We start from the raw sequence: 23679 nt of genomic DNA, 5'->3' as shown, positions 1-23679 counted from the left end.
GACAAATTTAGGCAGCCCCGTTTTATAAAAAATATAATAATGTTACTTTATCGACTAAAAATTTTCTTCTTAAACATAATAAGGTTTTCATGGTTAAAGAGAATCGGGGCATATTTTAGTTTTATTAATGAGTGGCTTAAATTCAGGCGTTTGAATGACGGTCGTTTTACGGTAAATGCCAAAGATCTTTTCCCCTGTTTAGATGATAGAACAAGCACCACAGGATTCGACAGACATTATACATATCACCCTGCGTGGGCAGCCAGAGTGGTTGCACAAATAAACCCTAAACTGCATATTGATATATCATCGATATTGGCTTTTTCAACACAACTTTCAGCATTCATTCCCGTTAAATTTTACGACTATCGGCCTGCCGAGTTAACTCTTTCAGGCTTAGAAAGTGAGCATGCTGATTTAACTAAGTTACACTTTGAAGGCAATAGTATTGAAAGTATCAGTTGCATGCATACTATCGAGCACGTTGGCTTAGGGCGTTATGGTGACCCGATTGACCCTATGGGCGATTTAAAAGCAATCAATGAGTTAAAACGGGTAACAGCAGTTAATGGTAATTTACTATTTGTTACTCCAATTGGAGGTAAAGCTCAAATACAGTTTAATGGACACCGCATATATACTCATGCGCAAATCATGGAGTATTTTGAGGGTTTCGAACTAAAAAAGTTCTCGTTAATAACTGATTACAAATTCCAACAGGCGTATATTGATAACGCAACCGCTGATGATGCAAACAAGCAGGTATACGGCTGTGGCTGTTTTTGGTTTGTGAAAAAATCGCCTTCAATCTAATAAATGCTCATAATACAACTTACAGGAGGATTAGGAAACCAGCTTTTTCAGTATGCTGCTGCAAGGGCGCACATGCTTCGCTTGGATACGGAGTTGTATTTGGATAAAACCCATTTTTTACCTACACCTACAGGGAAAAAGAATCTTAGGCAATACGAATTGCATCACTTTAATGTGATTGAAAGATTTAGGAAACCTGCATTTCATTGGGTAAAGAAATATTTTAGGGTAAAAAACATGTATGTGGCAGCAAAAACCTTTCGTGAAACCCATGTGCATATTCATCCTGAGTTTTTTGAAATAAGCGGAGATACATACATAGAGGGCTGTTTTCAGTCAGAAAAATACTTCAAACAATACGAAAACGTTATACGCAAAGAGCTTAGTTTTAAAACTAAAGCAACAGGAAAAAACGCCGAACTATTAGAGAAAATTAAAACAGTTAATGCTGTTTCATTGCATGTGCGTAGAGGGGATTATGTGAGCAACAGCGAAACCCTTAAGGTACACGGTGTTTGCGGATTAGATTACTACGAAAGAGCGGTAAAACACATCGAAAGTGTGATAGATAACCCGTACTTCTTTTTATTTTCTGATGAGCCCGAATGGGTGCAACAAAACCTCACGTTAAATCATCCTTACGAGATAATTAACCACAACAAGGGTGAAAGCAGTTTTGAAGATATCAGGTTAATGAGTGCGTGCAACCACCATATTATTGCAAACAGTAGCTTCAGTTGGTGGGGAGCGTGGTTAAATCCAAATGAAAATAAAATTGTCATTGCTCCCGAAAGATGGTTTGCTGATAAGCAACACAACTCAAATGACATAATCCCCGAAAAGTGGCTGAAAGTTTAGCTCCAAAATGTACATTTGCCCTTTAAAATTAGAACTATAAGATGCACCCATCGTATTTAGACATTTTGTGTGACCCTAAAACGCAAGAAGCCTTTGAACTGAAAATTACCAAAGAAGAAAACGGTTTTGTGATAGAAGGAGAGTTAGTATCAAAATCAAACACATACCCTATTGTGAGGGGAGTGCCACGTTTTGCCGGCTATAACGCCAACGAAAACTATGCAAAATCATTTGGCTGGCAATGGAATAAATGGAGCAAAGTGCAATTTGACAGCGAAAATAAAGGGAAGAAATACGAAGGCTATACACAATCAATGTGGGAGAAAATCACCAATAAAAAAGGGGATTTAAAGGGACAACTTATTGCTGATTACGGTTGCGGCCCCGGCAGGTTTGTGGAAACAGGCAGAATAAAAGGAGCAAAAGTAGTGGGATTGGATTACAGCAGTGCTGTAGAAGCGGCCCGCAAGAACTTTGCAAACGACCCTGATGTGCTAATTGTACAAGGTGATATTTTGGCTCCGCCGTTTAAAAAGGGTGTTTTTGACGGAGCATTTACTATTGGTGTGCTGCATCATACTCCCGACCCTAAAAAAGGGTTTTCACAAATAGCTGAGTCAGTAAAGGAAGGTGGCTGGACAGCTTGTGCCGTTTACGGTCAAGGGGGGTATTACGATTTACCCGCAGTAAAGTTTTGGCGTAAAGTGTTCAAGTTTTTATGGCCGGTGTTTGGTCATTATCCTCCACTTATCTATACCTATTTTGTAAATATTGTGTTCTTTCCAATGGGGCTTTTCCCTTGGACAAGAACGTTGATAAACAGCTTTTTCCCTTTCTTTCTTTTAAAAGATTTTAAGTGGAGCATATTAGACACGTTTGATAGCATTACCCCAAGTTACCAATCAGGGCATACCCCTTACGAAGTATTTATGTGGTTTAAAGAAAACAACTACAAAAATATTGAACCCTCGGATTGGTGGGGCCCTGTTGTAAACGGAATTCGCTAAAACCATGTGTGGGATTGCCGGAATAGTTGCTGATAATGCAGCAGAATACGAGTCAACAGTAAAGCGGATGACCGGTGCCATAGCGCACCGCGGCCCCGATGGCGACGGACATTATGCCTATGACCGATGCGTTTTAGGACATCGTCGCCTCAGTATCGTCGATTTGGAGGGCGGTTGGCAACCCATGTTTAACCACAATAAGAGCATAGGTATCGTTTTTAACGGGGAGATATACGGTTATAAAAAGTTACGACAAGAAACCCATTACAACTACCAAAACGATAGCGATACTGAACTGCTGATTGCACTCTACGAACAGCAAGGCAAAGCAATGATGAAAAGCCTGCCCGGTATGTTTGCGTTCTCTATTTGGGACGATAACAACCAAACGTTGTTTTGTGCCCGCGACCGTTTTGGGGAGAAACCGTTTTACTATGCCATGGGCAAAGGCGGAGAGTTTTTATATGCTTCAGAAATAAAAGCCATTTTGGCTTCGGGGTTGGTAGAGCCTGTGTTGGATAAAGATAGCTTGGCGCACTACCTTAAACACTTATACATACATCCTCACAAAACCATATATAAAAATATATTTACCCTTCCACCGGCACATACTTTAGAATACATCCCTCAAACCAAAAAAATAACCACCGAACGGTATTGGCATCTGCCTGAAGTTGGTGATTCGCAAAAGCTGACAGACGTTGCCGAACGATTTACTTTTTTGTTAGATGATGCGGTAAAAAAGCAATTGGTAGCCGATGTACCCGTTGGTGCATTTCTAAGCGGAGGGTTGGACTCAAGCACCATTGTAGCTCTTGCTGCCAAATACAAAGAGGGGATTAAAACTATTTCGTTTGGCTTTGGTGATAGCATTGATGAATTACCGTTTGCCCGTGAAATAGCCCAAAAATACAATACGCATCACATTGAGCTTCAACAACGGGAAGCTGACATAGCTGATTTACTGCTAAAGATGCAGGATATTTATGATGAACCCTTTGCAGATTCATCAAACATTCCTACGTACCTTATTTCTAAACTTGCGAAGGAACATTTAACGGTAATACTTACTGGCGATGCAGGCGATGAGTTGCTGGGCGGTTATGGTTCATACAAAATATTGTTAGAGATGATGAAAGGGGGTAAAACCCCGCAGGCCATTATCCCTGCAATAAAACTTGGGTTAAAACTATCTCGTAAACTGGGCTTGGGGATTGACGCCAAAAAATACGAAGCAGGCATTCGCAATACTCAATATGGCAGCCTGCTAAATGCCCATACTCAACACAACACCTATTTTAGTGATAGCGAAATAGCCGCTATAGGACTTAAAGACAAGGCCGTAAAACCTTCATTCTCATTCAAGCCTAATAATACTCCCGACGATGGTATGCGGGCTGATATCGAGGATTATATGCCCGGTGATATATTGGTAAAAACTGACAGGGCAGCCATGGCCAGCAGCGTTGAACTTCGTGCCCCGTTTTTAGATGTTGATTTTGCCGAGTATTGTATCGCGTTGCCCTATACATTAAAAGTAAACAGTACCAACGATAAGATATTGCTTCGTGAAGCAATGGGACAATTGTGGACTGAGAGTATCCGTAAACGCAGCAAGCAAGGGTTTGGAGCACCGGTAAACAAATGGCTGCAAATACCTGCTGTACAAGAACTAAAAAGGCAATACCTGTACAATAAAAACAATAAGATGTACAGCCTGCTGGAGTATACCAAATGCCAACCGTATTTCGAGAAAAACAATTACCATACTTGGATATTACTTACCCTTGCCATTTGGGTAGAGAAGCATAGCTTTAGCAATGACTAAACCCAAAATAAGTGTTCTTACCGCAGTATATAATAGTGCAGAGTTAATTCGGCCTGCCATTGAAAGCGTATTGAATCAAACGTTTGGTGATTTTGAGTGGGTAATTATAAATGATGCTACCCCTGACAATAGCATAGAAATTATTGAGAGCTATAACGACCCTCGCATAAAAATATACCACAACGAAGCCAACATGGGGCTAGCAGCATCACTCAACAAAGGATTAGCTCTTTGTACAGGTGAATACATTGCCAGAATGGATACCGACGATGTTTGCTACCCAAACAGGTTTGAACGACAGATAGCATTTATGGATGCTCACCCGGAGGTTGCAATAGCAGGCAGTTGGGTGAATTTAACAGGCGATTGGAAAGGACTTTGGAAAACACCTGTTCAGCACGAAGAAATACAATGCAAGCTATTGTTTAATTCAGCCATTGCACATCCAACAGTGATGATGCGGAAAAGAGACTTAGATAAGCATGGATTGAGGTACGACAGCAAGCTTAAAAAAATACAAGACTACGATTTGTGGGTACGTGCATCACAAGTGCTGAGGTTGGCAAACATTCCCGAAGTATTGCTGGATTACAGGATAGATATTCAAGCCAAATCACCCGAAGTGGTTAAGCGGTCTAACGAGGTGATATACGGCATTCGTCAAATGCAACTTTACAGACTGGGCATAGAACTTTCTCCATACGAAGCGAATAACTTCCATTATATCAGTGCCAATCAATTAGAAAAAGTGGACGTAAGGGCAGTAAATAAGTTGTTCAGCAGTATTTTATCAAAAAATAACCAAGTTAAATTATATAACCAACGGGCTTTGCAAAGACACTTAGGAAGAACTTGGATAAGAATGGCACTAAAAAAACCGTTAACAGTGTTTAGCACACCGCTATCATTAATCCTTACAGCAATAAAATCGTTATTTCTTTAATAGAAAATTTACAGCATTTTTCAACTTCAGCTGCCACGGTATCACCTTTTTATACCAGTAAAAATCAGCATCATGGTTCACTGCAATATGTGTTGGGTGGAATAGGGGAATAATCCCGGTGGTTTGTAGCTGTCCCAAACGGTCGTTAGAATTTCCGGTGTGGGTAGCACTCTCACCAAATCCAATGTTTTCAACCAAATTAACCTCAGGAGTTATCGCCATTCCATTATTATTAAGCAAAGCAAACGTCCATTGATAATCCCAAGTATTAATTTCTCCGCGCTTTACCCTTTTGAAAGTTTGCATCCAATACGCCCTTTCAGCAGTAGTTTTAAAAGGAATTTGTTTAGACTTTTCAGCAATAAACTTGTCAAGTGCGGGCATATTCACGTCATACTTTTTCCATGCTCTGCGCCAGCTTGCCCAGCCCCAAATGTGCGGGATTTTGCTAAAGTAATAGCTTCCGTCACTACGTTTCAGCCCGTCTTGAAAGTTGTTACCGCCAATGTGCATTACGCTTTCATCATTGCGGTATTTATCAAGCAGAGCCTCGCAGTATGTAAAAAAATCAGGGTGTGGTAAACAATCATCTTCCAACACAATACCTTGCTCCACATTCTCAAAAAACCAAGTAATGCCGCTACTCACCGCATTTCGGCATCCTAAGTTTTGGTCACGATATAAAGTTTTCACTTCACAATCCCAATCCACTTTTTGGCAAACTACCCGCACCGCAGCACTATTATCAATATCATCTGGTCTGTTTGCACGGGGTCCGTCAGCAGCAATAAACAGCTGCTTAGGCTGTGCTTTGCGTATGGCCTCAAAAACCACAGCAGTTTCCTTGGGACGGTTAAAAACTAAAAATAGTATCGGAGTGCGTAGCATTTATAGCAAAAGTACAATCAATAAATGTATTGATTTTATCGAAAATTTGGAAGTATCTTATAAGGTAATGATTTTGAATATTATCTTTACTGAAATTTTATTTAATTTATAATGAGAAGTGTTGTTCTGGCAGTTTGTATATTAACGTTTGCTTTTTCTGCAAAAGCTCAAATTAATCTTAATCAGGGTTTAGTTGCTTATTATCCCTTTTCAGGCGATGTGAAAGATCATAGTGGTAATAATAACCACGGTACAATATCAGGAAATCCTGTTCTCGTAAATGATAAAGACGGCAACTCAAATAGTGCTTATAAGTTTAATGGTAATGGCGACCACATTTGGGTGAAAGATCACCCAACACTTCGTCCCGATACGGCAATGACCATCGCCGCTTGGGTATACTGCGAAGACTTTTCTTCGTGGAATATTGTAGTTAGCAAACGTGCTGTTCATAATGGAAGCCCTTGGAATTCTTATATTCTTTATGCCTCCGGAACAGCGGGGAGTCCTCAAAACTGGGGGTTCGGGATAGCGTCAAGTAAAACCCAAACCCATTTTGCAATTGATAATGCTACAGCGCAAACAGGTAAATGGATTCATTTGGTAGGGATTTATGAAAAATCACCATCAGCAACTACAACAGGGGGTGATAATACTCAGGTACTGCAAAATGTTAGAGCATATGTTGATTGTGAAATGGTTGCTCAAGAACAGGCTTCGGGTAGCATTTACTATACTGATTCAAGTTTAAGAATCGGAATGGCTATTCCCGGACCTTCAAAACAATATTTCAAAGGTAAACTTGATGAAATCAGGATTTACAATAGAGCATTAAATGAAGTTGAGATAAATGCGTTATGTAAACAACAATTTACTCAATCAGTGGAAGAAGCAACAAGTAAAGAGTTGGATGTTAAAGTATACCCCAGCCCTGCACGTTCAGAGCTTTTTGTTCAATGTGAGAGTATAGAAAATATCACTTTTAGTGCTTATGATTTCACAGGAAAGCAAATTTTTTATAATGAACGTATAGAAAATAATATGATCAACGTTGATGCACTTTCTAATGGAGTGTATTATTTTCAATTCTATAATGACAAAGACAAATCTTCTACAACTAAGAAAATCATTATCAATAATTAATAAATATGAAAAGAAAAATTACCCTCAGTGTATTATTCAGTTTTATTGCTTTGCTGGCGTATGACAAAGGTTTCTCTCAAATTGACCTAAGACAGGGATTGGCGGCGTATTACCCGTTTAACGGTGACGTGAAGGATTATAGCGGAAACGGAAATGATGGAGTAATCATAGGCACACCATCATTGACAACAGATAGGTGGAATAATGCTAATAAGTGCTACACTTTTAATGGCAATGGAGATTATGTTAGGGTTGAAAGTGATCCAACCATTGAACCGGTTGACGCTGTTAGCGTTTCTGCATGGGTTAATGCCACTGATTTTAGTTCATGGAATATTATTGTTTGTAAGCGCTTAAAACATAATTCTTCGCCTGGCAACTCATATTTGTTGTACGGAGCAGGTAGCCCCGGACAAAATCAATATTGGGGATTTGGAGTTGCAAATACGTCAAGCGAACAATTTTCAATTGACCCAGCGGTTATTCAGACTAATGACTGGGTACATGTGGTAGGGACTTACGATAGGAACGCATCAGATTCTAACGTGAGGGTTTATGTAGATGGTAATTTGGTAAAATTTGAAAAAGCGACTTTCCCGTTAGCATATTCAGACTCTGCTCTACGTATTGGCATGGCAATTCCCGGACCTTCAAAGCAATATTTCAAAGGTAAGATTGATGAAGTAAGGATATATAACAGGGCGTTGAATCAACAAGAGATTACTGCGTTGTACAATAATACACATACATCAATAAAAAATGTTGAAGCCGCTAATAATAAAGTTGAAGTTTTCCCGAATCCTGCTAACGATAAATTGTTTGTTAGTGGTGAGTATAAATATGAAACTACTAAAGTGATAATATTTGACCTAACAGGAAGAAAAGTTCTTGAAAGCTCTTTAGATAACACTGGAGTAATAAATATTGATGCATTACCTGCAGGATTATATGTTACACAGGTTTTAGATAGTGTTTCTGAAGAAATACTCTTAAGCCAAAGGATATCTGTACAATAAATAAAAAGGGGGCTAAAGCCCCCTTTTTATTTTATTATTATGCCTTTTGTGCTTCCACATAAAGTGTCTCCCAGCTTCTGCCTAAATCATCTTTTATTAAAGTTTTATCAGTTCCGATTCCAAAATCAACCTTTTTCGCGTTAACAAAACCAGCCATTTCGCAGAACTTTACTAATAAATCGCCATCCCAAGTTGATATGTGCAAATAGTTCTGTGTGATATTGCGAATTGCAGCAGCTTTATTCTCTGGCCACATTTCACTGAAATTTTTATGTGATTCTTTACCTACGTAGTAATTAACATACTTCTCTAAGTCCGGAACTGCAATTCTAAGCCAAGCACCGCTTTTCATTGTCCTGTTAAGTTCCTTAAGTAGGTTTAGTACTTGATAAGGGTATAAATGCTCTAAAGTATGTTCTGTAAAAACCCCATCGAAGAAATTATCGTCACAATTCAACGGGTATCTCAAATCAAGCATCCATTCGGGGATTCTATATTTGCTTTTTTTCCAAAATTTTATTGGTAAATAAAAGAAGTCAGCATTAATCCATCCATCATAATAAAGTGTTCCGGCGCCTAAGTTTAGTAAGTTTTTTTCAGCATCTTTTTTTGGCTGCGGCTTACGGCTTAAAAAAGTCCGACCAAATTTGCTTGTTAATTCAAACACGGCATGACCCTTTAAGGTGTTTATAAACTCTGAGGATAAGATAGAGTAGTATGGAATATTATTCGACATCTATGGTTTTATTTGTTATTGTATGCAATATTGCGTTCTTTTTTTTGACAAATCAATGTAAACTTTAAGTTGTAATAATTTTTGATGAAAACCACACAACTAAATACGTTTGATAAAGGCGGGGCGGGGGTTGCTGCATACCGTTTACATGAGGCATTAAACAGCGGTAACGAAGTGCAATCGCAATTAGTGTATTTGCACGGAACCGCTACTGACAGGTTTGAAAACGTACACGTGATAGCCAACAACCCTATGGGCAAAAAAATTGCCCTTACCCGTTTAGCGTGGGAAAAAATATGGTTTGCATTTCAGGTAAAAAATAAGGCCGACCGTTTTAGGTTTTCAACGGCTAACATGGGTTTAGATATATCTAGTTTCCCGTTGGTGAAAGAAGCCGATATTGTTCACCTGCATTGGATAAACAATGGGTTTCTTTCATTGAAAGGTATTCGTAAGCTAAAAAAACTGAACAAACCCATTGTGTGGACTATGCATGATATGTGGGCTATGACGGGCGGTTGCCATCACAGTCGCGAGTGCGAAAACTACCAAAAACAATGCGGTAACTGTTTTTACTTGCGCAATCCATCCGAAAGTGATGTTTCATCTGCTGTGCATGAAAAGAAAGAGAAAACATACAATGATTTAGACCTAACGTTCATAGCTTGTAGTAATTGGTTAGCTGCCAGAGCCCGCAAAAGCTCTTTATTAGGCGATAAACGGATAGAAGTAATCCCCAATCCCATCAATACGGAAGTTTATAAACCTAATAACAAAGCCGATGCAAAGGCAAAATTTGGGTTAGATAACGAGACACTGTGTATCAGTTTTGTAGCGGCTAATGTTAGCGATGTACGCAAAGGATTTGAATACTTGCGGGTAGCTCTTTGGAAACTTAAAGTAAAACAACCCGATTGGAGCAAACGAATAAAACTATTGGTAATGGGGGAGGCTAAAACCGATGTGAACCTTGATTTACCTTTTGAGTATACATTTACAGGCTATTTGAACGACGAGGAACGCATTATAGATTTTTACAATGCCAGCGATGTTTTTGTGTTGCCCAGCCTTGAAGAGAACCTACCCAATACTATAATGGAAGCCTTGAGCTGCGGAGTTCCGTCCGTTGCATTTGAGGTAGGCGGGATACCCGACTTGATACAACACATGCACAACGGATACTTGGCCGATTACGAGAGTGTGGATGATTTAGCGGAAGGAATTAACTATGTGTTGAAGGAAACACAAGCCGTGCAACGTTTGCAAGAAAACGCCCGTAACAAGGCGGTAGAAAATTATTCTTACCCTGTAATTGCGCAAAAGGTTACCCAACTATACCAAAGTCTTTTAAATAAATAAGGGGATACGGAAACCATACCCCCTTATTTTATATCGTACCCAACGGGTTATTATTGTTCTAAAGCTTTTAGTTTTCCTTTACGGCGTAGATAAATAGCCAAAATACTCACACCAAGTAGTAGTACAAAAAACACAAACGACAGCTTTACCCTGCCCAGTGCTTTTGAGGCATCGTATTTAAATTCAATAGTGTGCTTTCCTGCGGGTATTTTCATTGCACGTAGCACATAGTTTCCGCGGAAATGTTCAGCAGGTTGGCCATCAATAAATGCTTTCCAGCCGTCGCCGTCTGGTTGTTCGTAAAACACCTCTGAGAACACCGCCATTTGGTCGCTGCTAGCATTCGATTCATACTTCATAATATGCGGTGCATAGTTCACCAATTTAATCTGTGCAGCTGAATCGTAAGCCGGGTTAAAGTTTTTCAGCCCGTCAGGCAAGTTTTTGTTTTGTACCACCAACGTTTTAGCAGGGTCAAAAACATAAGCACTGTCAACATTCAAACTAGCCATCTCCTTATCGGCATTCTCCACTCGTTTCACCTCACGCACAAACCAAGCGTTACCCATAGGTTGAACAGGAGGTAATTGAGGTTGTAGTCCGTTTTGTCCGTTTACTAACAAATACGAGGTATTAAGCATAGATAAAACAGCCATATTGTTTTTATACAACTGAGAATCTAACAACTCTTGGTATTTACGCAATTTAGCACCGTGATACCCGCCGATTGAACGGTGTAGTTGGCTGGTACGCGCATCTTGAGTAGGGTTAATGGTAACATTAAATACACGGTAGTGCAGCAAGCCTTCTTGTTGAGCCTGTTGGTATATTGCGTTATCGGCTTCAGTAGCTTTGTATTTATAATCCTTACGTTTTACAAAGTTGTCTTTGTTTAGGTAGCGTGTATTCACACTCCATAAATCAAGCACAATCAGCGCCGCAATAGCAATCATAAATACAGTACTGCTTTTAATCATGCCTTTTAAATACACCCAAATCAACCCAAAGGCAAGAGCTATGTACACTAACGAACGAATAGCATCACTTTTCATCATTGCCTCGCGGTCGCTAACCAAAGCACTGGTAAACCAATCGGGCAATTGCATACTAGCTTCCCTAGCACTTTCAAACCCGAACAGCATACTTGGAGCCATAATCATTATCAGCAACAAAGCACCAAAGCCCAAGCCGGTGTACAATACAATTTTAGCCAGTTTGTCTTTATTTTCATTGTTTACAATAGCCGTGATAGCTAGTATTGCCAATAGACTTACACCTATTTGCACAATACCCAACGCCATTGATGGAGTACGGAATTTGTTAAACACAGGCAGCACATTAAAGCACAACTCATAAATAACCGAATGGCGCCCCCATGCTAAAAACAAAAACAATACGGTAAGAGCCAGTATCCACCATTTTTCTTTACGGTTAGAAGCGATAATTCCAATCACAAACAAAAAGCACACAATAGCTCCAAAATATATCGGGCCACCCACAAAAGGCTGGTCTCCCCAATACGAGCTGGCCATTTGTATATATTGATTAAACTCGTTGTTATCTTTCACATTTTGTTGCAAAGCGTCGTAAGTCTCACTGCCTTTCTTAGGCTTTCCTGTTTTTCGGTCAACTACAGCGTTATCAGCACCACCGTAAGCATCGGGTACTAGCAGGGTAAAAGTTTCACCCAAACCGTAGCTCCATTGTGTTGCATAATCAAAATCAAGACCTGCACCGTTCGCTTCACCCTCAGCAGGAGCACCTTTAGTGCCTGCGGGTTGGGTAAGTTCTGATGCACCGCCCCTAGTAGTTTCATGTGAAGCATAATAAGTATTCAGTAGCGTAAGGTTGGGAAGTGTTCCCAAAATCACACCCAATAGCAATAAGCTAATGGCAACACCCAAGGCCTTAAATTCTTTCTCTTTAAGCCATACAATGCCGTAATAAATGCAAAGCACGGCTGCTGCTAAAGCAGCGTAATAGGTAATTTGATAATGCGATAGCCCCACTTGGTAGTTAACACCAAAGGCTACAGCAATAAACCCCCACACATACCTTTTTTGAAAAATAAGATAGATACCGCCTAACAAAAGAGGCACAAGGGCTATGTTAAAAGTCTTTTGAACGTGTCCGCCTTCAAGACTTAGTATGTTAAATGTTGAAAAGGCAAATATGAAGCTACCCAATGCCCCCAGCCAAGGAGTAATGCCCAAGGCACAAAACAGGATATACATACCCACAAGGCACCAAAAAATTACATCAAACGAAAATCCGTCAAAGGCATTAGCGAAGGCATAAATAAGTTGGATTGAATAGTTTGAAGGACCTGTATAACCCACAGACGCAGGCATACCCGAGAACATGGTATTAGACCACCCAATAAAATCACCGGTTTTTTTATGATATTCTTCTGCCTCGCGGGTTAGGGCTTTAGCAGTCAAATCATCATTTTGGTTCATTACCTTACCGCTAAGCACGGGATAACAGTATATTACCGATATTGCCAGGAAAAGCGCAATGATGATAACGTGCTGCCTGTTTTTAATGAAAAACTCCTTTAACATAGTGTTTTGATTGTGAGTGGTTTAAAGTATCTTGTCGTAGTAAAATTAAAGTTCCGTAATTATAGTATTAAAGCTTTATTTTACAAAACTTTGCACCGGCTATAATTTTACAGTAAGATGCAATACCGCCTGCTATTGTTGGATAACTACGATTCATTCACCTACAATCTCAAAGATTATTTTGAGCAACTGGGGTGTGAATGCGTTGTGGTACGTAACGATGAGACCGATACCAGCGGGCTTAGCGGCATAAACTTTAATGGTATTGTAATATCGCCGGGGCCGGGTCGCCCTTCCGATGCAGGAATATTAAATAAAGTAATACAAGAGTATCACGCCAGCGTACCTATTTTAGGTATTTGCTTGGGACACCAAGCTATTGCCGAGTTTTTTGGCGCAAAACTTATAAAAGCAAGTTACCCTATGCACGGCAAGGTATCACAGGTATTACATGCAGGAGACAGTTTATTTGCAGGATTGCCCGTACCAATGCAAGTGTGCAGGTATCACTCTTTGATAGTAGAGTGGGAGGGAAGCGCTGAAATTACTGCAATAGCCCATACACAACAAGGTGAGGTAATGGCACTTAAGCACAACACACTACCCATTTACGGGGTGCAGTTTCATCCCGAAGCAATTTTGACACAAAGCGGGATGGAATTGCTTAAAAACTGGTTAACTTGTGTGCCGGCGTCAAAACCTATGGTATTTGTATAATCGAGTATTATATTTGCTGATTGTTAAAAAGTGAGTTCAATGGATTACAGTCTAAAAGAGGAAGGTAAATACAGATTTATAGAAGAAGGCGAAGGCGAGGTATTGCTTTTGCTTCACGGTTTATTTGGGGCACTTAGCAACTGGAAAGACGTTATCGATCGTTTTTCGGGTTCATACAAAGTGGTTATACCCATGATGCCTATTTACGATATGCCTGTACTTACAACCAGCGTTAAAGGACTAGCGAAGTTTATTGAAGAATTTGTAGAGTTTAAAGGCTATAGTAATATGACAGTGCTTGGTAACTCCTTGGGTGGCCACGTAGCACTTGTATATTCATTAAAAAACCAGCACAACATGCACAGCTTGGTGCTTACAGGCAGCAGCGGGTTGTATGAAAATGCAATGGGAGGCAGTTATCCGAAAAGAGGGGATTACGAATACATTAAGAAAAAAGTAGAATATACTTTTTACGACCCTGCTACTGCTACCAAAGAATTGGTTGACGAGGTGTTTGAAATAACAAACGACCGTATGAAAACCCTTAAGATATTGGCTATGGCAAAATCAGCCATCAGGCACAATATGCGCAAGGAAGTAAGCAAAATAGAAGTACCCGTTTGCCTTATCTGGGGTAAAAACGATAACATCACCCCACCTGATGTAGCTGAAGAGTTTTTGCAATTATTGCCCAATGCTGAGTTGCATTGGTTAGATAAGTGCGGACACGCAGCTATGATGGAACGTCCGGAAGAGTTTAACAGCATCTTGGATGATTTCTTAACGCGGATGTACAAAAAATCAACAATTTCAGGCTGATGCTTGCAGGGCAATTACTTTCCGGCAGGTTATTCCCCTTAAAAATTTCCGATTCGTGCGGCAAAGCGCTCGACTTGATGAACGAGTTCGATATTGCCTTTTTGCCCGTTGTTGATGGCGATAAACACTTAGGCTATGCTTCGGCATCAGATTTATTAGATGCCGACCCTGACGATAATATCTTAACCAAAACAAACAGTGCTGTTGTATCAAAAGTGTACGAAAACCAGCACTTATTTGATATTATTACCATTTTTAGCGAGATAAGCTCATCAGTAGTATCTGTAGTTGATATTAACGATAGGTTTTTAGGCATACTATCCGCCAAAGAACTGATTAATAAAATGGCATCGCTTAATGCCTTTAGTCAGCCGGGTAGTATTATTACGCTTGAGCTTCCCGCCATCAGTTATTCTATGAGCGAAATTTCACGCATTGTAGAATATAACAACACCAAAATTTTGAGCCTGTATGTAAACACGGTGGAAGACGCCCCCGCACAACTACAGGTTCACATAAAACTTAATACCACAGATATAAAATCGGTGGTGGCTACTTTTGAGCGTTACGGATACACCATTGTAGCCTCGTATTACCGAGAGTATGACACGGAAGACATGAAAAACCGTTTCGACTCCTTGATGAAATACCTCGATATTTGATGCCCATACACTCTTCTGTATTAGTTCGTTTTGTAGGGATACTTACAACATTACTTTTTTGGGTAACTAACAACACAGTTAGCGCACAAGTTGCTGATAGCACTTTAGTAATAGGAACGGTAAAACTAACAGGGCACGAAAAAACCAAAGACTACATTGTACTGCGCGAGCTTGATTTTAAAAGTGGGGATACACTTTTAGCAAGCAAATTAGCCGCCATGAAAGTAAAGGGCATTCGCCAGATTTTCGACCTTGAGTTATTTAACTCGGTTGAGATGCAAATAGCTCCGCCGGATAGTTTGGGACTAACACACATTACCATTTACCTTAAAGAACGGTGGTACTTATTTGTGCTACCGATTGTAGAGATTGCTGACCGGAATTTTAACCAATGGGGGCTGGCTGATAACAAACTTTCTCGCCTTAATTATGGGGTACGCATACGTCGCTCAAACCTGCGGGGACGTAATGAAACCATCCGTATCAACATACAGGCAGGATACACCCGCAAGTTTTCCGTCGATTATAATTTCCCGTATATAAACAAAGCACTTACCATAGGTGCAGCACTTAACTTCACTTACTCCGACAACAGAGAACTGGGTTTTGCCACCCAAAATAATAAACTACAATTTTTTCACGATACAGGAAAAATATCCTTTCGTCGCCTTAAAACAGGGGTTACTTTCAGTCTGAGAAAAAAAATATATTCATCGCAATTAATTGATTTAGAATATACTCAATTGCAAATTGCCGATACAGTTGCCAAAGCAGGCGTTAACCCTGATTACTTTTTAAACGGAGAAACACGCCAGCAAACCTTTTATGCAGGGTATCGGTATATTTATGAAATGCTTGATTACAAACATTACCCATTAAACGGTAAGTACCTATCGGCAGAGGCGGGTAATTATTTCTTCATAAACTCACCTCGAAACCTGTTCAACGCTTTTATCACGGCATCCTACCACAAAAAACTAACAGGCAGGCATTATGCATCATTCTCTATTGATGCAAAATACTCAAGTCCGGGTCGTCAGCCCTATAATCTTTACAAAGCTCTTGGATACGGATACTTTGTTCGCGGATTTGAATATTATGTGATAGACGGGCAGCACTTTGCCTTAGGAAAAATCAACTACCTGTACAATATACTTACTCCCAAATCCATACACATTCCTACCGGCGGGATAAAAAAATTCAGAAACATACCCATTACCATATTTGCCAAAGCTTTTTACGATGCAGGCTATGTAACCGATAATAATCCTTTACCTACCAATACTTTTGCAAACAGCTATTTGGGAGGCATAGGGGCAGGGATAGACATAGTAACTTATTACGACAGGGTATTTAAAGTTGAATACACTTTTAACAACAAAGGACAAAAGGGCTTATTTTTTCACTACAATATGCTCTTTTAAAAAGTACCTTTGTACATAAGATGAAATTAGCGCTGTTTGGCCGCAATTTAAAAAGCAACGGTACGGGCGAATTTATTAGCCGCCTTGCTGCTTTTTTTTCCGAAAATCACACCGTTGCCTTTGTTCATGAAAACATTATCAATGAATTTAATGAACTAACACAAGGGTTTTCATTAGCGATAGAGCCTTTTAACGACAATAACTTTTCTAAAACCGACGCTGAATACCTTATATCTATTGGTGGCGACGGTACCTTGCTGGATACAGTAGCATTGGTTAAAGAGAAAAACATACCTGTATTAGGAATCAATTCAGGCCGGCTAGGTTTTTTAGCCAATGTAGCAAAAGATGAAGTGTACGAAGCCTTTACCGATTTGGCAAAAGGAAATTACACCATTGATACGCGCTCATTGCTATACCTTGAAAGCACAGAAACCTACTTTGAGGGGCTGCATTATGCACTTAATGATTTTGTGATTCACAAAAACGATTCATCATCAATGATAGTAGTAAACACATATCTTAATGGTGAATTTTTAAACTCATATTGGGCTGATGGACTGATAATATCTACCCCAACAGGCTCAACAGGGTATTCATTAAGCTGCGGAGGGCCAATTTTATTTCCTTATTCTGAAAGTTTTGCAATCACCCCAATCGCACCTCACAACCTTAATGTGCGACCCATTGTGGTGTCTGATAAAAATGTAATTTCTTTTGAAGTTGAAGGACGAAGTAATTCATTTCTTATAAGTATGGATTCTCGCTCAGTATCAGTGCCTTTCACGTCACAGTTGGCCATTCGCAAGAGCGATTTTGAGCTTAAATTAGTGCAATTAAAAGACCATAATTACCTTCGTACTTTGCGAAGAAAATTAATGTGGGGAGTTGATAAAAGGAACTTTGACAAGGGGTAATCCGTTGCTAAAATTGAAAGTTTTTAAAAATTTAATAGAAAATTACTTTACTAACCCTATATTTGTGCCAATCGAAATTTAGCCATGATGAAGATTAAAAATTTGCTACTGGTTGCCATTTTAGCACTCTCTACAATGAGTGTAACTGCTCAAGATAGAGAGTGGGGAGGATTTTTAGGCCTTTCTACCTATAACGGTGATTTGGCCCAGTCACCCATACCCTTGAGGGGTACCCGTCCTGCGATAGGAGGGTTTTATCGCTATAACTTTAACAGCCACTGGGCTCTTAAAACAGGTTTAAACTTTGGCTACATTGCCAGCTATGATGATTATAGCGGTAAAGGTACCAATCGCGAAAACAGGAACCTTAGCTTTCACTCACCACTTGCTGAGCTTTCAGTAGTAGGAGAATATAACTTCATGAAGTACGTGGCCGGTTCACGCAAATTCAAATCAACTCCTTATGTGTTTGCAGGTTTGGCAGCATTTTACTACAATCCTCAAACTTACCTTAACGGTACTAAGTATGCACTACGTACTATGAAAACCGAACAAGGTAAAATGGATGGTGCTTATAGCCCACTTGGTATTGCAATACCAATCGGTATAGGTTACAAATTCAGCATAGGCCGCAAACAATTGTGGAACTTGGGTATCGAAATTGGTTACCGTAAAACATTCACTGATTATCTTGATGATGTTAGTGACAGGGCTCCTGATAACTTTGCTTCTTTAACTCCAGAAGAACAAGCACTAGCATACAGGGGTATTGTACCTTCAAACGATCCTTCAAAAGGATGGCCAAGCAAATGGCCTAGGGGTAATGCTGATAACAATGATGCATACTTCTTTTATGGTATAACTCTTAGCAAAACCATTCGTAAATTCGAATGTAGGTTTTAACAAAAAATTAAAGATATTTGTAATCGGGTCAAGCTTTATGTTTGACCCGATTTTTTTTATAATAATTCAAAACATTTTTCGTTAACACTAAGGTAAGATGATATTAAAACGGTTTATGCTTTTGGCAGGCTTAGCTATTGCCATTAATTCAGCAGCTCAGAGAGACAACGTAGAAGTAGGTATTTTGTTAGGTCAAACTAACTACATTGGCGACATGACTGAGAGCCGTTTTCAGGAAATGAATTTTGCAGGCGGGCTAATGCTTAGGTACAACCCAAACCACAATATTTCATTGAGAGGAAATGTTTTTTACGGTAAAATAAACGGTGATGATGCAAACTTCTCAAGCGAAGAAAAGCGTAGACGTAATCTAGACTTTTATTCGCCGTTGTTTGAGTTTTCAGGACAGTTTGAGTGGAACATCACCGGCTTTGATGCAATGGGTACAAAAGGTGGCAAAGGCTTTAGCCCATACATATACGCCGGCATAGGTATTTTTAAGTTTAACCCTAAAACAGTACTTAACGATACCGTGTATGAGTTGCAGCCAAAAGGAACCGAAGGACAAGGAACAACCCCTTTGCAAAGCCGTAAAAAATACGCACTTACCCAGGTAGCAATACCATTTGGATTTGGATTTAAAATAAGACTTGCCCCTCGTTTTGTAATGGGTATTGAGTACGGCACCCGCTTTACTTTTACCGATTATCTTGATGATGTGAGTTTAACTTATGTAAACCCTGCTATCCTTTCGGCTCAATACGGATCACAGTCGGCAGCATTAGCAAACCGCAGTGGTGAAGATAAAGGGCCATACGATATAATTAACCAAAGAGGACAACAACGTGGCGATAACAAAGACAGAGATTGGTACAACTTTTTGGGTATATCGCTTTCATATACAATTAATCTGCATAAAGTAAAGTGTTATCAGTTTTAAAAAGAGTCGCCCCGCTACTAATAGTAACAATATTTATAATAAGCAGCAACAATGCCTTAGCGCAGCGTTGGGAGATTGGCGGCCTTTTAGGCGGCACCAATTACTTAGGCGATATTTCAAAAGAACCCACTTTAAGCAAAACTCACATAGGTATCAACCTTTGGGGGCGCTACAACATATCACGCCATTTTTCATACAGGTTTGGAGCCGCTTTTGGACAAATTTCAGGAGCTGACTCGTTACAACCTGCAACTGAACTAAGAGGACTTACCTTTAAATCAAATATTTGGGAACTAACTAATATTATTGAGTTCCACTTTCGCCCATTTGGGTTAAGTCACCCACAGAATAAAAAATCATCTTTTTACGTATTTACAGGCATAAACGCGTTTTACTTTAACCCCAAAGCTAAATTTGATAATACTTGGGTATCATTACAACCCCTTGCTACCGAAGGTCAAAACCTTGAAGGTGGTAAAGGCAAATACTCGCGTGTAAGTGTATCAATACCCATTGGGGCGGGTTATAAGTTCAAGTTTTCCCCAAAATGGATTTTAGGATTTGAAGTAGGCTATCGCAAAACATACACTGATTATTTAGACGATGTAAGCGGTAACTACCCTGATTTAGTTGAGTTACGCAAAGCCAACGGAGCAGCCTCAGTGGCCTTGTCAGACCCTTCTAGCGTTAATGCAGGAGCAGGGGAGATGCGCAGTGCCAAAAATGATATGCGCGGCGACCCGCATCTAAAAGATTGGTACGTATTTGCCGGAATCACCCTTACATACCGTATTGAGCCCATTTATTGCGCATTTCCGCCAAAAACGAGGAGATTTCATAATGTTGATTAACTTTGCAACCCTCGAAAAAAATGCGCATAACCCCATGAGTTCGGCCCATGAAATAAATAAAGATAAGCTGCCTTCGCACATTGCCATCATTATGGATGGTAACGGACGTTGGGCAAAAGGAAAAGGCAAATTCAGAATATTTGGTCACCGCAACGGTGTGATTTCTGTAAGGGAAACAACTGAGGCTTGTGCAGAGTTGGGCGTGAAACACCTTACCCTATATGCGTTTTCTACCGAAAATTGGAGCCGACCCAAAGAAGAAGTGGATGCCTTGATGAACCTGTTGGTGGATACTATTGAAAAAGAAATCCCTACGCTGCAAAAAAACAGCATACGACTAACAGCCATCGGAGATTTACAGTCTTTACCAAAAAGCTGTTTAACAAAATTAAACTCGGCTATTGAAGAAACTAAAGGCAATACCCGTATGCAACTGGTGTTGGCTCTTAGCTACAGTGCCAAATGGGATTTAACAAACAGTATACGCAATATTGCCGCCGATGTAAAGGCCGGTAAAATTGATGTAAACGATATAAACGACGAGTTGATTGATAACTACCTTTCAACACGTGGGATACCCCATCCTGAATTATTGATACGTACCAGCGGTGAACAAAGGATTAGCAACTTCTTATTATGGGAAATTGCCTATTCAGAGTTGTATTTCACCCCTGTATTGTGGCCTGATTTTAGGAAAGAAGACCTTTACGAAGCAATTATAGATTATCAAAAACGTGAACGCAGGTTTGGAAAAACAGGCGACCAGTTAAAAGCAGGATGAGATATTTAAGGATAGTACTACTGTTATTATTGCCTGCACTACTGCGGGCACAAGGCGATACTACACAAACTGAAGAATACTATACAATGGATTACCAGCGTCCGCAAAAAGTTGTGGTAGGTGGTATAGGCATTATAGGCGTTCAGTTTTTGGATGAACGTATCTTATCAGTATTAACAGGGTTGTACGAAGGGCAAACCATATCATTGCCCGGTGATGAGCTTACAAAAGCCATCGAAAACCTTTGGAAACAAAAATTCTTTGTGAACATACAAGTCCGTCTTAGAAAGATGGAAGAAAACAAAGTATTCATTGATTTTTATTTGGAAGAAAGACCCCGTTTAAGCGAGATAAAAATACGCAGGCTAAAAAAGCGCCATGCCAAAAACCTTCGTGAAGATTTGAGCATTCAAAGCGGCCAAATTGTTACCGAAAACGTAATACAGCGTACCCGCAGCGAAGTATTAAAGCACTTTAGAGAGAAAGGGTATTTTAACGCAAGAGTAGAGATTACTGAAGTACCCAGCCCCATCCGCAAAAACTTTGTTGATTTGCAACTAACCGTTTACCGCGGCGATAGGATAAAAATTAACGACATTGTTTTTGTTGGAAACAATAACGTAAAATCATCAAAATTGCGCAGGCTGTTTAGTGACACTAAACGCAAAGCATGGTGGCGTATATTCAAAAAGTCTAAGTTTATAGAAGATACGTATAACGAAGAGAAATTAGGTATTGTAAGTTATTACAACACTTTGGGCTATCGTGATGCTGTTTTGCTTAGCGATACCATCTATCAGCACAACGATAAAACCATCAACATTCAATTAACCCTTAGCGAAGGGCGCAAATACTACTTCCGTAATATTTCATGGGCGGGTAATACCAAATTCACCAGCGATACCTTGGGCAAAATGCTTGATATCAAAAGGGGAGATGTGTACGACCAATCAGCCCTTGAAAGCAAGCTGTTTATGAACCCAAGAGGGTATGATATATCAGCGTTGTATATGGACGACGGATACTTATTCTTCTCAGTAGTACCTGTTGAAGTAAAAGTTGAAAACGACTCTATTGACCTTGAAATCCGTATTCAGGAAGGTCCGCAGGCTACTATCAGTTCGGTAACAGTTACGGGTAATAGCAAGACCAGCGACCACGTTATCTTGCGTGAGATACGTACAAGACCCGGCCAGAAATTCAGCCGTACCGATATACAGCGTTCTATTCGTGAGTTGGTAGCATTGGGCTATTTCGACCCAGAAAAAATGGACGTACAGCCAAAGCCTAATGTTGCTTCCGGTACTGTTGATATTGAGTATAAGGTAGAAGAAAAATCAAGCGACCAGATTGAACTTTCAGGTGGTTTCGGTCAAGGGTTTGTGGTAGGTACCTTAGGGCTTACCTTATCAAACTTTGCCACTAAAAAAATGTTCAAAAAAGGTGGTTGGGATCCATACCCATCAGGTGATGGACAACGTTTGAGCATTCGTGCACAATCAAACGGTACTTACTACCAGTCGTATAACTTCTCGTTTACAGAGCCTTGGTTTGGCGGCAAACGCCCCAATTCACTTTCGTTTAGTGCATACCACTCTATTCAGCAATTCAACAGCTCAGGCACGCCTTCAAAACTTAAAATATCAGGTTTAAGCTTAGGATTAGGCAAACGTTTGCGTTGGCCTGATGATTGGTTCACTGTAAACTATTCTATAAACTACCAGCATTATAACCTTAGCAACTATACCACCGGTATTTTTGAGTTTGACGACGGACGTTCAAACAACATTAACTTCCGTTTCCTGTTGTCGCGTAACTCAACCGATGATTATATATTCCCACAGGCAGGTTCGCAGTTCAACTTCTCAACACAGTTAACGCCGCCATTCTCAAAATTCTCAGGCGTTGATTATAAAACAGCTACTACCCAAGAGAAGTTTAAATGGATTGAATACCATAAGTGGAAGTTTGATGCAATGCACTACACTAAACTGGCTAAAAATCTTGTATTAGCTTCAATGGTGCGCACCGGATTTATGGGCTTTTATAACCGCGATATAGGTAACTCACCCTTCGAACGTTTTTACGTGGGTGGTGCCGGTTTGATAGGCTTTAACCTTGACGGTCGTGAATTGATTTCGATGCGTGGTTACAGGGATAACTCAATTACCCCAAGGGCAGTAAATGAAGATGGTAGTTCAGGCAACTATGTGGGTGCAACTATCTACAATAAATTTACGATGGAGCTTCGTTACCGCGTTTCTCCAAACCCGCAAGCCACCGTGTATGTACACAGTTTCTTAGAAGCAGGTAACAGCTGGTCGCGATTCAAAGATTACAACCCTTACAACCTTTTACGTTCAGGCGGCGTTGGTGTACGTATATTTCTGCCCATGTTCGGCCTGTTAGGTATAGATTGGGGTTACGGGTTTGATAACAACCCATATACACCCGGTTCAAACAAAGGACAAGTACACTTTTTCATAGGTCAGCAATTATAATTTTTATAA

General features: G+C 40.0%; 21 protein-coding genes. 18 read left to right on the top strand and 3 right to left on the bottom strand.

From position 1 onward, the window contains the following. Positions 1–39 precede the first annotated feature (39 nt). From F9K23_09040 to F9K23_09020, 5 genes are read left to right on the top strand one after another with little or no spacing between them, the layout of a single operon-like run. A complete protein-coding gene (locus F9K23_09040) occupies positions 40–813 on the top strand; it encodes a DUF268 domain-containing protein (protein KAB2916244.1) in 774 nt (257 codons plus the stop codon). 3 nt (positions 814–816) lie between these two features. Then, the gene (locus tag F9K23_09035; protein KAB2916243.1) at positions 817–1671 is read left to right on the top strand and encodes an alpha-1,2-fucosyltransferase; all 855 of its coding nucleotides are present in this window, start codon (positions 817–819) and stop codon (positions 1669–1671) included. A gap of 41 nt (positions 1672–1712) precedes the next feature. Next, complete coding sequence (locus F9K23_09030; GenBank protein ID KAB2916242.1) at positions 1713–2678, top strand: class I SAM-dependent methyltransferase; 966 nt, start codon at positions 1713–1715, stop codon at positions 2676–2678. Between the two features lie 4 nt (positions 2679–2682). Beyond that, a complete protein-coding gene (gene asnB, locus F9K23_09025; protein ID KAB2916241.1) occupies positions 2683–4506 on the top strand; it encodes an asparagine synthase (glutamine-hydrolyzing) in 1824 nt (607 codons plus the stop codon). Further along, positions 4499–5449, top strand: coding sequence for a glycosyltransferase (locus tag F9K23_09020; GenBank protein KAB2916240.1), 951 nt, complete (start codon positions 4499–4501; stop codon positions 5447–5449). Before asnB ends, F9K23_09020 begins: the two co-directional genes overlap by 8 nt. Here the strand turns inward: F9K23_09020 and F9K23_09015 are convergent. Then, positions 5438–6337, bottom strand: coding sequence for a hypothetical protein (locus F9K23_09015; GenBank protein ID KAB2916239.1), 900 nt, complete (start codon positions 6335–6337; stop codon positions 5438–5440). The genes F9K23_09020 and F9K23_09015 overlap by 12 nt on opposite strands. 111 nt (positions 6338–6448) lie before the next feature. Between F9K23_09015 and F9K23_09010 the strand changes: the two genes are divergently transcribed. Both F9K23_09010 and F9K23_09005 read left to right on the top strand, forming a co-directional pair. Continuing rightward, positions 6449–7480, top strand: coding sequence for a T9SS type A sorting domain-containing protein (locus tag F9K23_09010; GenBank protein ID KAB2916238.1), 1032 nt, complete (start codon positions 6449–6451; stop codon positions 7478–7480). 5 nt (positions 7481–7485) lie between these two features. Continuing rightward, complete coding sequence (locus F9K23_09005) at positions 7486–8496, top strand: T9SS type A sorting domain-containing protein (protein KAB2916237.1); 1011 nt, start codon at positions 7486–7488, stop codon at positions 8494–8496. Positions 8497–8533: 37 nt separating this feature from the next. On the opposite strand, the gene F9K23_09000 is transcribed toward F9K23_09005, so the two are convergent. Beyond that, on the bottom strand, positions 8534–9232 hold the full coding sequence (locus tag F9K23_09000; protein ID KAB2916236.1) for a hypothetical protein: 699 nt from the start codon (positions 9230–9232) through the stop codon (positions 8534–8536). Between the two features lie 84 nt (positions 9233–9316). Between F9K23_09000 and F9K23_08995 the strand changes: the two genes are divergently transcribed. Continuing rightward, positions 9317–10591, top strand: a complete 1275-nt coding sequence (locus F9K23_08995; GenBank protein KAB2916235.1) for a glycosyltransferase — start codon at positions 9317–9319, stop codon at positions 10589–10591. A gap of 50 nt (positions 10592–10641) precedes the next feature. Here the strand turns inward: F9K23_08995 and F9K23_08990 are convergent, their stop codons facing one another. Beyond that, positions 10642–13155, bottom strand: coding sequence for a YfhO family protein (locus F9K23_08990; GenBank protein KAB2916234.1), 2514 nt, complete (start codon positions 13153–13155; stop codon positions 10642–10644). A 117-nt stretch (positions 13156–13272) separates the two neighbouring features. Between F9K23_08990 and F9K23_08985 the strand changes: the two genes are divergently transcribed. From F9K23_08985 to bamA, 10 genes are all read left to right on the top strand, one after another. Continuing rightward, on the top strand, positions 13273–13872 hold the full coding sequence (locus F9K23_08985; protein KAB2916233.1) for an aminodeoxychorismate/anthranilate synthase component II: 600 nt from the start codon (positions 13273–13275) through the stop codon (positions 13870–13872). Between the two features lie 39 nt (positions 13873–13911). Then, positions 13912–14691, top strand: coding sequence for an abhydrolase domain-containing 18 (locus F9K23_08980; protein ID KAB2916232.1), 780 nt, complete (start codon positions 13912–13914; stop codon positions 14689–14691). After that, positions 14691–15353, top strand: coding sequence for a CBS domain-containing protein (locus F9K23_08975; protein ID KAB2916231.1), 663 nt, complete (start codon positions 14691–14693; stop codon positions 15351–15353). Before F9K23_08980 ends, F9K23_08975 begins: the two co-directional genes overlap by 1 nt. After that, entirely contained in the window at positions 15353–16777 is a 1425-nt protein-coding gene (locus F9K23_08970) for a hypothetical protein (GenBank protein ID KAB2916230.1), read from the top strand. Before F9K23_08975 ends, F9K23_08970 begins: the two co-directional genes overlap by 1 nt. Before the next feature lie 20 nt (positions 16778–16797). After that, positions 16798–17694 (top strand): NAD kinase, encoded by an 897-nt coding sequence (locus F9K23_08965; protein ID KAB2916229.1) that lies wholly within the window; start codon positions 16798–16800, stop codon positions 17692–17694. A gap of 84 nt (positions 17695–17778) precedes the next feature. Continuing rightward, positions 17779–18597, top strand: coding sequence for a PorT family protein (locus F9K23_08960; protein ID KAB2916228.1), 819 nt, complete (start codon positions 17779–17781; stop codon positions 18595–18597). 97 nt (positions 18598–18694) lie between these two features. Next, positions 18695–19537, top strand: coding sequence for an outer membrane beta-barrel protein (locus F9K23_08955; GenBank protein ID KAB2916227.1), 843 nt, complete (start codon positions 18695–18697; stop codon positions 19535–19537). Continuing rightward, the gene (locus F9K23_08950; GenBank protein KAB2916226.1) at positions 19522–20388 is read left to right on the top strand and encodes a hypothetical protein; all 867 of its coding nucleotides are present in this window, start codon (positions 19522–19524) and stop codon (positions 20386–20388) included. Before F9K23_08955 ends, F9K23_08950 begins: the two co-directional genes overlap by 16 nt. Next, positions 20378–21169, top strand: coding sequence for an isoprenyl transferase (locus tag F9K23_08945; GenBank protein KAB2916225.1), 792 nt, complete (start codon positions 20378–20380; stop codon positions 21167–21169). The genes F9K23_08950 and F9K23_08945 overlap by 11 nt, the downstream gene beginning before the upstream one ends. After that, positions 21166–23670 (top strand): outer membrane protein assembly factor BamA, encoded by a 2505-nt coding sequence (gene bamA / locus F9K23_08940; protein KAB2916224.1) that lies wholly within the window; start codon positions 21166–21168, stop codon positions 23668–23670. The genes F9K23_08945 and bamA overlap by 4 nt, the downstream gene beginning before the upstream one ends. Positions 23671–23679: the final 9 nt, after the last annotated feature.

The organism is Bacteroidota bacterium (genome assembly GCA_008933805.1).
Classification (GTDB): domain Bacteria; phylum Bacteroidota; class Bacteroidia; order UBA8524; family UBA8524; genus SB11.
This window is presented reverse-complemented; position numbering and strand designations above follow the sequence as displayed.